The sequence below is a fragment of the Streptomyces anatolicus genome (genome assembly GCF_019400875.1).
GTDB classification, from domain to species: Bacteria; Actinomycetota; Actinomycetes; order Streptomycetales; family Streptomycetaceae; genus Streptomyces; species Streptomyces anatolicus.
This window is the reverse complement of the sequence record NZ_WMBF01000169.1, coordinates 1-13,137: the sequence shown is the minus strand read 5'-3', so window position 1 is coordinate 13,137 and position 13,137 is coordinate 1. Positions and strand designations below refer to the sequence as shown.

The following is a 13,137-nucleotide window of genomic DNA, read 5'->3' as shown; positions in this document are numbered from 1 at the left end:
TCCCCGGCCTCGGGCCCGCAGCCGATCCCGTACCCCCAGCGCGCCGGGCACCCGGACGAGCACGAAAGGACCCTCCGCCGGACCCACCGCGCGGACCCCGAAGGGGGCCAACTCGGCGAGGCCCGCGAGGAGATGCGCCCGGTCCGCCGCGACGCGGTGCGCGGCGTGGCCGGCCTCCGCCAGCGCCCGCGGGGCCACGCACGCCCGCGCCGCCACCAGCGCGGGCGTGGACACCGGCCACAGCGGCTGCGCCTGCGCGAGCGCGGAGATCACGTCGGGGGAGGCGAGGACGTAACCGATCCGGAGCCCGGCCAGGCCCCACGTCTTCGTCAGACTGCGCAGCACGACCAGGCCGGGCACGTCCGTACGGCCTGCAAGCGCCTCCCGCTCGCCCGGCACCGCGTCCATGAACGCCTCGTCCACCACCAGGATCCGCCCGGGCCGGGCCAGCGCGGCGATCGACGCCGCCGGGTGGAGCACGGACGTCGGGTTCGTCGGGTTGCCGATGACCACGAGGTCGGCCTCCTCCGGGACCACCGCGCGACCCCCCAGGCGGAACCCGTCCTCCTCCCGCAGCAGCACCCGCCCCACCTCGTGCCCCGCGTCCCGCAACGCCGCCTCGGGCTCGGTGAACTGCGGGTGCACGACGACGGGGCGACGGACCTTCAGCGCCCGCGCGAGCAGCACGAACGCCTCCGCCGCACCCGAGGTGAGCAGCACCCGGTCCGGCGTCAGACCGTGCCGCGCCGCCACCGCCTCCCGCGCCTGCCTGCCGTCCGGATACGCCGCCAAGCCGTCCAGGGACGCGGCGATGACCTCTTTCAGCCACGCCGGGGGAGTGTCGGCCCGTACGTTCACCGCCAGGTCGGTGAGGTCCGCGCCGTCGTCACGTACCTCCGCGTCGCCATGGTGGCGCAGGTCATGGCCGGTGCCGGGCCCTCCGGAAGCACCGTCGCGGCGAGCCACCGCGCAGGTCGCCATCGGCGGGCGCCCCACCGGCGCCGACTTCCGCTTGGGGACGAGGAGTTCGCCGCCGCCGCGCAGCGCCGCCGCCTCCGCCACCGAAGGCGTCCCCACTGCCGCACTGGACCGCGCCGAGGGGTTCGGAACCGTCACCTCCGCCAGCTCGGCCGCCGGGTACGCCACGAGCGGCACCCCGAGCCGCGCCGCAGCCCCGACGATCCCCGGCTCCCCGGCCTTCACGTCGACCGTCGCGAGCTCGGCGACCGCCCCTTCGGTGAATCCGGCCTCGCCGACCGCGTCCCGTACGAGCCCGAGCACCTCCTCCAGGGGGGCGCCCTCGCAGGCGCCGACGCCCACGACGAGAACCTGGGCGTCAGCCATGGAGGGGTCCTTTCCTAGGAGGTGAGGGGACACGGGGTGAGGGATGCGCGCGAAGCGGGGTCAATCGGCTAGCAAGGGCCCATGGCGGTGTTCGTGGCGCTCGGCGCCTTTCTCATGACCCTGGTGGGCGGCTGGACGGCCCAGCGGGTCACCGACCGGCGCCACCTCGTACTGGGGCTCGCGGGTGGCCTGATGCTCGGCGTGGTCGGTCTCGACCTGCTGCCCGAGGCGCTGGACGCCGCCGGTGAGCCGGTCTTCGGCGTACCGGCGGCCCTGCTCCTGTTCGTGGCCGGTTTCCTCGTCGCCCATCTGGTGGAACGCCTCCTCGCGGTCCGGCAGGCCGCGCACGGCGCCGCCGGGCACGAGAACGGCAGGGTCCCCCAGGTGGGCCTCACGGCGGCCGCGGCGATGGTCGGGCACAGCGTGATGGACGGCGTCGCGATCGGCGCCGCCTTCCAGGTGGGCGGCGGCATGGGCGTGGCCGTGGCGCTCGCGGTCATCGCCCATGACTTCGCGGACGGCTTCAACACGTACACGATCACCAGTCTGTACGGGAACGCCCGCCGCAAGGCGCTCGCGATGCTCTTCGCGGACGCGGTGGCGCCGGTGGTGGGCGCCGCGTCGACGCTGCTCCTCGCCATCCCGGAGGGGCTGCTCGGCGGCTACCTCGGCTTCTTCGGCGGCGCGCTGCTGTACCTCGCGGCCGCCGAGATCCTGCCCGAGGCCCACCACGACCACCCCGCCCGCTCGACGCTGCTGTGCACGGTGGCGGGCGCGGCGTTCATCTGGGCGGTGGTGGGCATCGCCGAATGAGCCGCCCGGTGTCTTCACGGCGTACGTCACCGTCACGGCGTGCAGCTCTCGACGAAGCGCCGCGCGATGTCCGGCCGCGCCGCCCAGTGCGTGTGCAGATAACTGGCGTGGACGTTCCCCTGTACGAACCCTTCGACGCGCCGCTCGGGAGCGTGCAGACCCCACGCGGCAGCCGCCCCGGCGCCGGGCTCCACGACCGTGCGGTGGAACTCGTGACCCCGCATCCGCGTCCCCGCCGCCGCGAGGACACTGTCCGACACGGCGACCGCCTCGCGATAGCCCAGCGTCAGCCGCTGCGACATCCGCGCCTGCGCGTCGAGGACCCCGCACATCGGCTTCCCGTCCAGCTCCCGGGCCAGATACAGCAGCCCCGCGCACTCGGCGGCGACGGGCGCCCCGGACCCCGCGAGCTGAGCCACGGCCTTGCGCAGCGGCTCGTTGGCGGACAGCTCGGGCGCGTACACCTCGGGGAACCCGCCCCCGATGACCAGCCCGGCGGCCCCCTCCGGCAGCTCCTCGTCGTGGAGCGGGTCGAACGGTACGACCTCGGCCCCGGCGGCGGCCAGCAGCTCAGCGTGCTCGGCATACGAGAACGTAAAGGCGGCCCCACCGGCGACGGCGACAACAGGACGCTGCCTCCCGGGCCCGGCCGGGGAAAATTCAGCCCGTCCGGCGCTTGAGGACGAACCCGGCGAAGCCGGTGACGCCCCGAACCCCGACGCGGGGTCCCACGCCGCCCCCCGCAGGGACGGCGCGCTGCGTGCCAGCGCGAGAAGCCCCTCCAGGTCACACCCCTCCCGCACCCGCGAGGCAAGCGCCGCCACGGACTCCACCGCCTCCGCCCGCCGCTCGGCGACCGGCACAAGCCCCAAGTGCCGCGAGGGAGCCCGCACTTGAGGCGCACGGCGCAGCGCCCCGAGCACCGGCACCCCGGACTCCTCCAGGGCCTCCCGGAGCAGCGTCTCGTGCCGGTCCGAGCCGACCTTGTTGAGGATGACGCCCGCGACCCGTACCTCCGGGTCCCACGAGGCGAAGCCGTGCACGAGCGCCGCCACCGAACGCGACTGCGACGACGCGTCGACGACCAGCACCACCGGCGCCCGCAGCAGCTTGGCGACATGCGCCGTGGACGCCAGCTCGCCCCGGCCCGCCGCCCCGTCGTACATCCCCATCACGCCCTCGATCACGGCGAGATCGCACCCGGCGGAGCCGTGCGCGAAGAGCGGCTCGATCAGCTCGGGGCCGCACAGATACGCATCGAGGTTGCGGCCGGGGCGGCCGGTCGCCAGCGCGTGGTAGCCGGGGTCGATGTAGTCCGGCCCGACCTTGTGCGGGGAGACGGCGAGCCCGGCCGCCGCGAAGGCGGCCATCAGGCCCGTCGCGACGGTCGTCTTGCCGCTGCCCGACGACGGCGCCGCGATGACGAGACGAGCTACCACTCGATGCCCCTCTGCCCCTTCTGCCCGGCGTCCATCGGGTGCTTGACCTTCGACATGTCGGTGACGAGATCCGCGAAGTCGATCAGCTTCTGCGGGGCGTTCCGCCCGGTGATGACGACATGCTGCGTACCGGGCCGGTCGCGCAGCACCTCCACGACCTCGTCCGTGTCGATCCAGCCCCAGTGCATCGGATAGGCGAACTCATCGAGGACGTACAGCTTGTAAGTCTCCTCGGCGAGGTCCCGCTTGACCTGCTCCCAGCCCTCGCGGGCCTTGTCCTCGTTGGTCAACTCGCCCTCGGCGGGGGCACGCTGGATCCACGACCAGCCCTCGCCCATCTTGTGCCAGGCGACGCTCCCGCCCTCACCGGAGGCGCCGAGCACCTTCAGCGCGTTCTCCTCGCCGACCTTCCACTTCGCCGACTTCACGAACTGGAAGACACCGACCGGCCACCCCTGATTCCAGGCCCGCAGCGCGAGCCCGAACGCGGCGGTCGACTTGCCCTTGCCGATGCCCGTGTGGACGAAGACGAGCGGGCGGTTGCGGCGCTGGCGCGTCGTGAGTCCGTCGTCCGGTACGACGTTCGGCTGTCCCTGCGGCATTAAGCGGCCCTCCTGGAAGGCGAGTTCATTCCCTGTACGTTCTTGACGAGACCGGCGATCGAATCCGCCCGCAGCTCGTCCAGCGTCACGGCCGTCCCGCCGAGCTCGCCCGCCAACTGCCCGGCCAGGCCCAGCCGTACGTAACCCGACTCGCAGTCCACGACCACCGAGGCGACACCCTCGGCGGCGAACAGCCGCGCCGCGCGCCCCGCCTGGGCCACCGGCTCCACGCCGCCCGTGGCGCGCCCGTCCGTCACCACGACCACCAGCGGCCGCCGCGCCGCGTCCCGCAGCCGCTCGACGCGCAGCACGTCGTGCGCCTTCAGCAGGCCCGCCGCCAGCGGGGTGCGCCCGCCCGTCGGCAGCGACTCAAGCCGGGCCGCCGCCGCGTCCACCGACGACGTCGGCGGCAGCGCGACCTCAGCGTCCTTGCCCCGGAACGTCACGAGCCCCACCTTGTCGCGCCGCTGGTAGGCGTCGAGGAGGAGGGAGAGCACGGCGCCCTTGACGGCGCTCATCCGCTGCCGCGCCGCCATCGACCCGGAGGCGTCCACGACGAACAGTACGAGGTTGCCCTCGCGGCCCTCGCGCGTCGCCTGCCGCAGATCGTCACGGCGTATGACAAGGCCGGTACCGGAGCGGCCACGGGCCTTCTGGTGCGGCGCGGCCGCCTGCACCGTCGCCGCCAGGTGCAGCTTGGTCAGCGCGCCCTTGGGTCGCCGCGAACCCGTCGTACGGCCGTGCTCGGTACGGGCACGGGAGCGCCGCCCCGCCGCGCCCTCGCCGATGCCGGGCACGCTCAGCATTTTCGTGCGGAAGGGCTCGGCGGCGCGTACGGGCTGCTGCTCGCCGGCTCCGGGGCCGGCGCTCGGGGCCGGTTCCCGGGGGGCCGCCGGTGCCTCGTCGGAGCCGGGGCCCTGCTGCTGGGAAGGGAGTTCCGGGGCGTCGGGGCCGCCACCCTCCGGGGGCTGCCCGCCGCCACCGCCGTCACCGGGGCCACCCCCGTCGGGGTCGTCCTCGGGCGGCTCGGGCGCCTCGCCCCCCTCTTGGTCCTTCGCCTCCTCCAGCGTCTCGTCGAGCTTGTCCTCGTCGAGCCCCGGCGCGTCGAAGGGGTTGCGGCGCCTGCGGTGCGGCAGCGCGAGCAGCGCGGCCTGCCGCACGTCCTCGCTCTCCACGTCCGTGCGTCCCGCCCAGGCGGCCAGCGCCGTCGCCGTGCGGGCCATCACGATGTCCGCGCGCATCCCGTCGACCTCGAAGGCCGCGCAGGTTGCCGCGATCTGCCGCAACGCGCCGTCACCGAGGGTGACTTGGGGCAGGAGCGCGCGGGCCGCCACGACCCGCTCCCGCAGCGCGGTCTCGTCCTCCGCCCAGCGCTCGGCGAACCCCTCGGGGTCGTCGTCGTACGCCAGCCGTCGCCGCACGACCTCGACGCGCTGGTCCGTCTCGCGGGAGGCCGCCACCTCGACGGTGAGGCCGAACCGGTCGAGCAACTGCGGCCGCAGCTCGCCCTCTTCGGGGTTCATCGTGCCGACGAGCAGGAAGCGGGCGGCGTGCCGCACGGACACGCCTTCGCGCTCGACGTACGAGGCGCCCATCGCGGCGGCGTCCAGGAGCAAGTCGACCAGGTGGTCGTGGAGAAGATTGACCTCGTCGACGTAGAGGATGCCCCGGTGCGCGTCGGCGAGCAGCCCGGGCTCGAAGGCCTTGACGCCCTCCGCGAGCGCCCGCTCGATGTCGAGGGCGCCGACGAGCCGGTCCTCGGAAGCGCCGACCGGCAGCTCCACCATCCGCGCGGGCCGCGCCGTGCCGCCGCCCGCCTCGTGCGGCCCGTCGGGGCAGTTCGGGTCGGGCGCGGCCGGGTCGCACGAGAAGCGGCACCCCGCGACGACCGGCACCTCGGGCAGCAGCGCCGAGAGGGCGCGTACGGCGGTGGACTTGGCGGTGCCCTTCTCACCCCGTACGAGTACGCCGCCGACGGCGGGCGAGACGGCGTTCAGCAAGAGCGCGAGCCGCAGGTCGTCCTGCCCGACAAGGGCGGTGAACGGATACGGGGTACTCACAGGGCCTCCTTGGCACGTTCTGGTGATGCCGACGGCGCTCCGGGTGCGATGAACGGCAGCCCGGCCGGCGCCCCCTTCTCGATCAGGCGCAACAGCCCATCCGTGTCCGCGTGTTCTTCGATCAGGTCGCCGAGCAGGTCGAGCTGCTCCTCGCGCAGCGCGCCGAAGCAGGTGTCGGGCGCGGGCACGAAGCGGCGCCCCGCCGCGCGCGCCACCTCGGTGAGGAACCGGCGCCGGAACGCGTCGCTCTCCAGCGACCCGTGCCAGTGCGTGCCCCACACCTCGCCGACCCGGCAGCCGTCCAGGAACGGCTCCCCGCCCAGGACTTCGGCGACCCCGTGATGGATCTCGTACCCCTCGACCGGCTCGCCCAGGGCCTCACCCACCGGACGGGCCAGGGTCTTCTCGCGGGCGAACCGCACCCGCACCGGCAGCAGCCCGAGCCCGTCCACCGCACCCGCGCGCGACTCGACCTCGTCCTCGATGTGCTCGCCGAGCACCTGGAAACCGCCGCAGATCCCGAGCACCGGCCGCCCCTCGGCGGCGCGGCGGGCCAGGGCGTCCGCGAGCCCGCGCTCGCGCAGCCACTCAAGGGCACGCACGGTCCCGCGCGTGCCCGGGACGACCACGAGGTCGGCGTCGACGAGTTCCTCGGCCCGGTCCACGAACCGCACGACGACACCCGGCTCGGCGGCCAGCGCGTCCACGTCCGTGAAGTTGGACATCAGCGGCACCGCGCAGACCGCGACCCGCAGCACGTCCGCCCCGACCGGCGGCGCCACCACGGACTCCCGCACGGCACCCCGCAGGGAGACCCGCAGGCCGTCCTCCTCGTCGATGCCGAGCCCGTGCCGGAAAGGCAGCACACCGAACGTGCGCCGCCCGGTGAGCCCGTGCAGCATGTCGAGGCCGGGTTCGAGGAGCGAGACATCGCCCCGGAACTTGTTGACGAGATACCCGGCGACCAGCTCCTGGTCGGCCGCGCTCAGCAGCGCCGTCGTACCGAAGAAGGACGCGAAGACCCCGCCCCTGTCGATGTCCCCGACCACCAGGACGGGGAAGCGGGCGGCCCGCGCGATCCCCATGTTCACGATGTCGGTGCGGCGCAGATTGATCTCGGCGGGACTGCCCGCCCCTTCACAGATCACGGCGTCATAGCTGCCCCGCAACTCCTCGAGGCATCCCACGACGGTGTCGAGCAGCGCGGCCTGACGCCCCCCGTGGTAGCCGCGCGCACTCATCTCGCCCACGGGCTTGCCCATGAGCACGACCTGACTTGAGCGGTCGCTGCCCGGCTTGAGGAGTACGGGGTTCATCAGGGCGCTCGGCTCGACACGGGCCGCCTGCGCCTGCATGGCCTGCGCCCGGCCGATCTCGGCCCCCTCGCGGGTGACGAAGGAGTTGAGGGACATGTTCTGCGCCTTGAACGGCGCGACGGCCACGCCCTTGCGGGTCAGCCACCGGCAGATCCCGGCGGTGACGACGCTCTTCCCGGCGTCCGAGGTGGTTCCGGCGACCAGCAGTCCGCCACTCATACGTCTCTCCCTGACTTCGCCGACCGCCGGAGCACCCGGCGGGCCGTCACCGCGACGCCCAGCGCCAGCCAGCTCACCCGCCGGGAGAGCCGCACGGCCCGCTCGATGTCGGCCACGCGCACGTCCCGCCCGTCCCCGTTCAGGACCGGCCGGTGCTCGACACGTCCGCCGTACGAGAGGGTCCCGCCGAGCCGCACGCCGAGTGCTCCCGCGAAGGAGGCCTCGACGGGACCGGCGTTGGGGCTCGGGTGCTTGCCGGCGTCCGCGCGCCAGGCTCGTACCGCCCCCGAAGGTGACTCCCCGGCCAGCGCCGCGAGCCCGGCGGTGAGCCGCGCCCCCGGCCACCCGAGGATGTCGTCGAGCCGGGCGGAGGCCCAGCCGTAGCGGCGGTACCTGGGCGACTTGTGGCCGACCATGGCGTCGAGGGTGTTCACGGCACGGAACGCGACGAGCCCCGGCACTCCGCCGACGGCCCCCCACACCAGCGCCCCGACCACCGCGTCGGAGGTGTTCTCGGCGACGGACTCGACGACGGCGCGCGCGACGCCGTCGGAGTCCAGCGCCTGCGGATCGCGTCCGCACAGATGCGGCAGCCGCTCACGGGCCACCTCGATGTCACCGGCGGCGAGCGCGCCGCCGATGGCCCGCGCCTCCCGGCCGAGCGAGGTCCCGCCGACCACGGCCCAGGTCGCGGCGGCGGTCAGCGCGAGGGAGGCGGCGGGGGAGCGGCGTGCCAGCCGGGCGGCGAGCGCGGCGGCGCCCGCCGCGCCCCCGGCGCAGACCACGGCGTGCAGGGCGCCCCACCCGCGGTGGTCCCGCCACAGTCTTTGTTCGACGGCACCCGCCGCACGCCCGAACGCGGCGACCGGATGGCCCCGGCGGGGATCGCCGAGCAGCAGGTCACCGAGGAGTCCGGCGGCGGCGCCGTACGCGAAGTCGCGATCGGCACTCATGGGCTCAGCCCGTCGTGGTGCGCACAGGAGCACTGAGGCTCGGGAACTGGTCCGGCAACGGGCGGCCGCGCATGGCGATCTGTCCTCACTCAGGGTGTCCGCGCCCTGGTTCGACGTGATCGGCGGCGAGAGTTCCTGGCTTCCGGGAGCGTCGTGGCTTCCCGGTGACAGTGGCGGGACCGCGCCGGATTCGCACCGGCTTCCTCTTCTGCCGCCGTAGTTGGCCCCGGCAGTCCACCACGCCCCGCGAAGGCCCGTCAACTCGCCGTTGACCTGCGGCGGGAGAGTGTGCGGAGCCCCACAGCGGGTCCCGCACACGACAGCGGGGCGCGGGACGTGAACCCACGTCCCGCACCCCACCGAAAACCGCTGCCGTCAGGCGACGATCAGATAGATCCCGTACGTCACGGCCGCCGCGCAGAGCGCGAAGCAGGCGTACGCGCCGGTGCGCGCCAGCGCCACGGAGCCCGTTCCGGCACCCGACGCGGACGCCGTCTCCTGCTTGGAGAGGCCGATGATGCCGAGGGTGAAGAGGCCCACGAGAGCCACCGTCACGGCGAGGCTGACTCCGAAGACGGAGCCGAGAGCTGCCCAGTCGATGTTCATGCTGATGTGTCCTTATACCGTCGCGGGCCGGGCGGGGTCCGCCATGGCGCCGGTCGTGGTCGAGGTGGGGGCCGCGATGGTGGCCCTGACCGGCTCGTCGGCGGAGGCGCCGACGGAGGCCAGCGGACCCGCCGGAGGCGGCTGGACGGCGGCGATCGCGTTGGTCACGACGCCCACGGGCTCGGCGCCGGTGGTGTCGTCGTCGCGGCGGACGTCGTCGTCGGTGACGTTGGTGTGGTCGACGGCGTTGCGCCGGGAGAGCGTCCAGATGACGGCCGAGCCGGCGACCAGGAGCGTGGCGGTGGCCGCGATGCCCCAGGGGCCCTGCTGGGTGAGGAACTCGGCGCCCGCGCCGACGAGGCCGGCGGCCGGCAGGGTCAGGCCCCAGGCGACGAACATACGAGTCGCGGTGGACCAGCGGACGACGCCGCCCTTGCGGCCGAGGCCCGCGCCCATCACGGCGCCGGAGCAGGACTGGGTGGTGGAGAGCGAGAAGCCCAGGTGCGAGGAGGCCAGGATGACCGTCGCGGCGCTGGTCTGGGCGGCGAAGCCCTGCTGCGGCTGGAGGTCGGTGAGGCCCTTGCCCATGGTGCGGATGATGCGCCAGCCGCCGAGGTAGGTGCCGAGGGCGATGGCCACACCGGCCGAGACGATGACCCACATCGGGGGGTTCGCGCCGGGGTTGAGGACACCGCCGGTGACCAGGGCGAGCGTGATGATGCCCATGGTCTTCTGCGCGTCGTTCGTGCCGTGGGCCAGCGAGACGAGGCCCGCGGAGGCGATCTGGCCGGAGCGGTAGCCCTTGGCGGTCGCCTTGGTGTCGGTGTTGCGGCCGATGCGGTACGTCAGGCGCGTCGCGAGCGTCGCGGCGAGACCCGCCACGAGCGGCGCGGCTATGGCCGGGATCAGCACCTTGGTGACGACGGTGCCGCCGTTGATCGAGGACCAGCCCATCGACATGACCGCGGCGCCGATGAGGCCGCCGAAGAGCGCGTGGGAGGAGCTGGAGGGCAGGCCCACCAGCCAGGTCAGCAGGTTCCACAGGATCGCGCCGACGAGCGCGGCGAAGATGACCTCTGTCTTGAGGCCGTCCTCGTTGACGATGCCGCCTGAGATCGTCTTGGCGACTTCGACGGAGAGGAAGGCTCCGACGAGGTTCAGCACGGCGGACATGGCCACCGCCGTCTTGGGCTTGAGAGCGCCGGTCGAGATGGTCGTCGCCATCGCGTTGGCAGTGTCGTGGAAACCGTTCGTGAAATCGAACACGAGAGCGGTGACGATCACGATCCCGAGGAGAAGCGTGATGTGTTCCATTTACCCAGGCTTCTGTTGGACGTCAGTGGCACGAGGAACGTAGGCAACCTGGGTGAACGGAAAGTGAACTGGGTCGGGCGGCGCGGTGACCCAAAGTGGAGCGCCGCCGCTCCGTCTCCATCAGGTAACTGATCACGATCGTACGGAGAAGGGCGCCGAGGCCGTCAATTCAGGCGGAGTGTCGCCTTCCACCACCCTCGCGGACGCCCTTGCCGCGCCCCGCTCCGGCCGGCTCTCCGCGCCCTGGAGGAGATCCTTGTCACCCCGCGACAGGGCCGCAGAGGTGGCTGGCAGGATCGCCCCATGACTGAGCAGCGGCAGGGCGCGGAGCGGGACGCCGTCGAGCGGGCGTGGGGCGAGCTGGTCGGGACGGCCCGCAGGACGGTGGCGGACGGCCTGGTGGTCGGCACCTCGGGCAATGTCTCCGTACGCGTCGGCGACACGGTCCTCGTCACGCCGAGCGGGGTGCCCTACGACCGGCTGCGGCCGCGGGACGCGCTCGGCGTCGACCTCGCGGGGCGGCGGGTCATCGGCGACCTCACGCCCACCAGCGAGCTGCCCATGCACCTCGCGATCTACCGCGCCACCGACGCGAGGGCCGTGGTCCACACCCACGCGGTACACGCCACGGCCGTCTCCACACTGGTGGCCGAGCTGCCGGCGGTGCACTACATGACCGGCGTCCTCGGCGGCCCGGTCCGCGTGGCCCCCTACGCGCTCTACGGCACGCAGGAGCTGGCCGAGAACATGCTCCACGCCCTGCGCGACCGCACCGGCTGCCTCCTCCAGAACCACGGCACGGTCACCTACGGAGACTCCCTGCCCCAGGCGTACGACCGCACGGCGCAACTGGAGTGGATGTCCCGCCTCTGGCTCACGGCCTCGTCGGTGCCGGGCCACACACCCACGCTTCTCTCTCCCGAGCGGCTGAGGGAGGCGCAGGACAAGCTGAGGGGCTACGGCCAGAAGCCGTCCCCCTGAGACGCGCGGGGTCACTCGGCGGTACTCAGGAGACTCGGCGTCACTCGGCGAGTACCGCCCACTGGCCCCAGGGCCCTTTGCCCCGGACACTGGGACCGTGCGCCCAGCCAAAGCGACGGCAGCGGCCGTCACCGCAGTCACAGCCGCCCTGGGGACAGCCGCGGCCGCCATCGCGGCGGGCCGGTTCGCCAGCGACGCCGCCCTCAAGGCACCGGCGGGCCGCCCGCTGCCGACGGAGCCCCGCCTGACCGTGCACGCCACGGCCGCCGGCCAGGTCTCCCTGACCCGCGCCCTCGCGAGCCTGCGCCCGGGCACGTACGGCCTCAGCGGCAACGGCACCCACGCCATCGTCGGCCCCGTCCTCGACTCCGCCCCCCACGAGGCCGACACCGTCGTACGCCGTCTCGAAGCCGTCACCCACGGCACCCTGGAACCCGGCGCGAGGGTCTGGCTCACCCCGCAGGTCCACATCGGCGACCCGCACGCCGCGCTCGGCATCGACCACGCCGACGTCGACATCCCCGGCGAACTCGGCGGGCTGCCCGCCTGGTTCGTACCCGGCGTCCGCGACACCTGGGTCATCACCGTGCACGGCCTCGGCACCACCCGCGAACACCCCATGGTCGTCATGGACTTCCTGCGCGGCCTGCGGCTGCCCGTGCTCGACGTCGCCTACCGGGGCGACCCGGGCGCGCCCCGCTCCGCGGACGGCCTCGGCCATCTCGGCGAGACGGAGTGGCGCGACCTGGACGCCGCCATCCGCTACGCCGTGCGGTACGGCGCCCGCAACGTCATCCTGCACGGCTGGTCCACCGGCGCCACCATGTGCCTGCACGCCGCCGCCCACTCCGCGCTGCGCGACCGCGTCAGCGGCCTCGTCCTCGACTCCCCGGTCCTCGACTGGCAGACCACCCTGCGCGCCCTCGCCGCGGCCCGCCGCACCCCCGGACCGCTCCTTCCGCTCGCCGTCCGCGCCGCCCAGGGCCGCACGGGCCTGCGCGGCGACCGCGTCCTCGCCGCCGCGGACCCCGACGCGCTGAAGGTCCCGACCCTCCTCCTGCACGGCCCCGACGACACCATCGCCCCCTGGGCCCTCTCCCGCCAACTGGCCAGGCGGCGCCCGGAACTGGTCACACTCCGCGTCGTCCCCGGCGCCCCCCACGGCGCCATGTGGAACGCCGACCCGGGGGGCTACGAAGAGGCGCTGCGCCGCTTTCTCACCCCCCTGATGTGACGGTTCTCCCGCTCTCTCCCATGCGGCCGGCGCGGCCCCCCGGAGGCCACCGACGCCATTCCGTTTGGGTTTTCGGACCGTCAACAGGAAGACTGCTCCCGTGACGTCCCGTACCCCGCGCGACTCCAGGCTCCGACTTGTCCGCGCCCCCTACCCGAGGGCCGAGAAGCGAGGAGAGGACCGGCGCGACCCAGCGCGGCCCCTCTCCGCCGCCCCCGGCGCGGTGAGCAGCCGCCGCACGCGCCGTCCCGCGCCC

The 13,137-nt window shown here is 73.9% G+C and carries 11 protein-coding genes and 1 riboswitch; of the genes, 3 read left to right on the top strand and 8 right to left on the bottom strand.

What is annotated here, in order from left to right; all coding sequences use genetic code 11:
- The coding region (cobC, locus tag GKQ77_RS17010) for an Rv2231c family histidinol phosphate aminotransferase CobC (RefSeq protein ID WP_219689626.1) at positions 1–1,344 on the bottom strand (1,344 nt) is incomplete at its 3' end.
- An 81-nt stretch (positions 1,345–1,425) separates the two neighbouring features.
- On the opposite strand from cobC, the gene GKQ77_RS17005 reads away from it, so the two are divergent.
- Positions 1,426–2,157, top strand: coding sequence for a ZIP family metal transporter (locus tag GKQ77_RS17005; RefSeq protein WP_219689625.1), 732 nt, complete (start codon positions 1,426–1,428; stop codon positions 2,155–2,157).
- Positions 2,158–2,189: 32 nt separating this feature from the next.
- On the opposite strand, the gene GKQ77_RS17000 is transcribed toward GKQ77_RS17005, so the two are convergent.
- The 7 genes from GKQ77_RS17000 to GKQ77_RS16970 form a co-directional block, all read right to left on the bottom strand.
- Positions 2,190–3,596 (bottom strand): cobyrinic acid a,c-diamide synthase CobB, encoded by a 1,407-nt coding sequence (locus GKQ77_RS17000; RefSeq protein WP_219689624.1) that lies wholly within the window; start codon positions 3,594–3,596, stop codon positions 2,190–2,192.
- Positions 3,590–4,198 (bottom strand): cob(I)yrinic acid a,c-diamide adenosyltransferase, encoded by a 609-nt coding sequence (gene cobO, locus GKQ77_RS16995; RefSeq protein WP_219689623.1) that lies wholly within the window; start codon positions 4,196–4,198, stop codon positions 3,590–3,592. The genes GKQ77_RS17000 and cobO overlap by 7 nt, the downstream gene beginning before the upstream one ends.
- A complete protein-coding gene (locus GKQ77_RS16990) occupies positions 4,198–6,258 on the bottom strand; it encodes a putative cobaltochelatase (protein ID WP_219689622.1) in 2,061 nt (686 codons plus the stop codon). Before GKQ77_RS16990 ends, cobO begins: the two co-directional genes overlap by 1 nt.
- Positions 6,255–7,793 (bottom strand): cobyric acid synthase, encoded by a 1,539-nt coding sequence (locus GKQ77_RS16985; RefSeq protein WP_219689621.1) that lies wholly within the window; start codon positions 7,791–7,793, stop codon positions 6,255–6,257. The genes GKQ77_RS16990 and GKQ77_RS16985 overlap by 4 nt, the downstream gene beginning before the upstream one ends.
- Complete coding sequence (locus GKQ77_RS16980) at positions 7,790–8,746, bottom strand: cobalamin biosynthesis protein (protein WP_219689620.1); 957 nt, start codon at positions 8,744–8,746, stop codon at positions 7,790–7,792. Before GKQ77_RS16980 ends, GKQ77_RS16985 begins: the two co-directional genes overlap by 4 nt.
- 107 nt (positions 8,747–8,853) lie before the next feature.
- Positions 8,854–9,000: riboswitch (cobalamin riboswitch) on the bottom strand.
- Positions 9,001–9,121: 121 nt separating this feature from the next.
- Positions 9,122–9,352 carry a hypothetical protein gene (locus tag GKQ77_RS16975; RefSeq protein WP_219689619.1) on the bottom strand — a complete coding sequence of 77 codons (231 nt, stop codon included), beginning with the start codon at positions 9,350–9,352 and terminating at the stop codon, positions 9,122–9,124.
- Positions 9,353–9,364: 12 nt separating this feature from the next.
- Positions 9,365–10,666: an inorganic phosphate transporter gene (locus tag GKQ77_RS16970; protein ID WP_219689618.1), complete on the bottom strand. Its 1,302-nt coding sequence runs from the start codon at positions 10,664–10,666 to the stop codon at positions 9,365–9,367.
- A 303-nt stretch (positions 10,667–10,969) separates the two neighbouring features.
- Here GKQ77_RS16970 and GKQ77_RS16965 point away from each other — a divergent pair, with 303 nt between their 5' ends.
- Both GKQ77_RS16965 and GKQ77_RS16960 read left to right on the top strand, forming a co-directional pair.
- The gene (locus tag GKQ77_RS16965; protein ID WP_219689617.1) at positions 10,970–11,647 is read left to right on the top strand and encodes a class II aldolase/adducin family protein; all 678 of its coding nucleotides are present in this window, start codon (positions 10,970–10,972) and stop codon (positions 11,645–11,647) included.
- Positions 11,648–11,744: 97 nt separating this feature from the next.
- On the top strand, positions 11,745–12,881 hold the full coding sequence (locus GKQ77_RS16960; RefSeq protein WP_219689616.1) for an alpha/beta hydrolase family protein: 1,137 nt from the start codon (positions 11,745–11,747) through the stop codon (positions 12,879–12,881).
- The last annotated feature ends 256 nt before the right edge of the window (positions 12,882–13,137 follow it).

Bases quoted from the DNA above. Each gene is read 5' to 3' on its own strand.
- GKQ77_RS17005 (WP_219689625.1), top strand. From the start codon at position 1,426: ATGGCGGTGTTCGTGGCGCTCGGCGCCTTTCTCATGACCCTGGTGGGC.
- cobO (WP_219689623.1), bottom strand. From the start codon at position 4,198: ATGCCGCAGGGACAGCCGAACGTCGTACCGGACGACGGACTCACGACG.
- GKQ77_RS16985 (WP_219689621.1), bottom strand. From the start codon at position 7,793: ATGAGTGGCGGACTGCTGGTCGCCGGAACCACCTCGGACGCCGGGAAG.
- GKQ77_RS16980 (WP_219689620.1), bottom strand. From the start codon at position 8,746: ATGAGTGCCGATCGCGACTTCGCGTACGGCGCCGCCGCCGGACTCCTC.
- GKQ77_RS16975 (WP_219689619.1), bottom strand. From the start codon at position 9,352: ATGAACATCGACTGGGCAGCTCTCGGCTCCGTCTTCGGAGTCAGCCTC.
- GKQ77_RS16970 (WP_219689618.1), bottom strand. From the start codon at position 10,666: ATGGAACACATCACGCTTCTCCTCGGGATCGTGATCGTCACCGCTCTC.
- GKQ77_RS16965 (WP_219689617.1), top strand. From the start codon at position 10,970: ATGACTGAGCAGCGGCAGGGCGCGGAGCGGGACGCCGTCGAGCGGGCG.